The organism is Kitasatospora sp. NPDC092286 (assembly GCF_044755565.1).
Classification (GTDB): Bacteria; Actinomycetota; Actinomycetes; order Streptomycetales; family Streptomycetaceae; genus Kitasatospora.
In genome coordinates, this window is record NZ_JBIVRD010000126.1 from 1 (window position 1) to 1,482 (window position 1,482).

Sequence of the window (1,482 nt, forward strand, 5' to 3'; positions counted from 1 at the left end):
CTTGGGTTCTAACGGTCCTCGCAACACCCGCGATCTGTGGGAGTTGCGAGGGCCGTGGCTGTTGGACGCGATGATCTTTCGGGTTTGAGGGAGCGTTTCCTTGCGCGGCTGGATGCCGTGGGGAACGTGACCGTGGTGGCGCGTGAGCTGGGGGTGAACCGGAACACTGCCTTCGGCTGGGCCCGGAAGGCCGGACAGAGCTCGGTGCGCCTGCCGCGGCGCCACCCCGGTCGCGATGAGTACGAGCGGCTTCGGGGCGCCGGTGTCGCACGCCGGGCGGCGGCCCGGCAGATCGGCGTGAACGAGCGCACGGCCAAGGACTGGGACTGGGGCGTCAAGAAGACCCGCACCACGCGCACCTACACCGACGGCCGCCGTGTCGACTACACCGCCGGGACCGTCACGATGGGCGGCGTGACCACAGCACCAGTGGGCCTGAGAGCCCTGGAACAGCAACTGCATCCGCGGTTCCTGACCCTGGCCGAGCGCGAACAAATACGGGATCTCCAGGCGCTAGGTCAGTCGTTGCGGGCGATCGGACGGGCCCTGGGGCGGCCGGCGAGCACGGTCAAGCGGGAGATCGACGCGAACGCGGGCAGCAAGGGCTACCAGCCCTACGCGGCCCACCGGGCGGCGGCGGCGCGCAGGCCCCGGCCCAAGGAGCGCAAGCTGCTGCGCGAGGGACGGCTGCGTCGCTTCGTCCAGGGCGGACTGCGCAGGCGGTGGTCACCGGAACAGATCTGCCACGCTCTGCTGACGGAGCATCCCGACGACGAGAGCATGCGGGTGAGCGTGGAAACGATCTATCAGGCACTGTATTTTCAGGCCCGCGGCGGCCTGAAACGGGAAGTGCAGGCAGCCGTCCGCTCCGGCCGGACCCGCCGCAAACCCCGCCGCGACCCCGAGCGGCGCACCCCACGGTTCATCGACCCGATGGTGATGATCAGCGACCGACCCGCCGACGTCGAGGACCGGGCGGTGCCCGGCCACTGGGAAGGGGACCTGATCATCGGCGCGGGCGGGCGCTCCGCGATCGCCACCCTGGTCGAACGAAGCACCCGTTACACCATGCTGGTCCACCTGCCGGGCGGAGCCCACGACGCCGAGACCGTCCGCGACGGCCTCGTCCGCACCATCCAGACCCTGCCCGCCCACCTGCGCGGCTCCCTCACCTGGGACCAGGGCAGCGAGATGGCACGCCACAAGCAGTTCACCATGGCCACCGGCATGCCCGTCTACTTCTGCGACCCCGCCTCACCCTGGCAACGCGGCTCGAACGAGAACACGAACGGGCTCCTGCGGCAGTACTTCCCGAAGGGAACCGACCTCAGCCTGCACAGCCCCGAAGACCTCGAACACGTCGCCCAAGAACTCAACGGCCGCCCACGCAAGACGCTCGGCTGGAATACCCCAGCCGAGCGTCTACGTGATCTACTCACCACCTAAAACCAAGTGGTGTTGCGACGACCCCTTGAACCCAAG

1 protein-coding gene is annotated in these 1,482 nt (G+C 69.0%); it reads left to right on the forward strand.

Translation table 11 applies throughout. The features are described from left to right. The first annotated feature begins 405 nt into the window (after positions 1-405). Positions 406-1,446 carry an IS30 family transposase gene (locus ACIQIB_RS39475; RefSeq protein ID WP_363615382.1) on the forward strand — a complete coding sequence of 347 codons (1,041 nt, stop codon included), beginning with the start codon at positions 406-408 and terminating at the stop codon, positions 1,444-1,446. Positions 1,447-1,482: the final 36 nt, after the last annotated feature.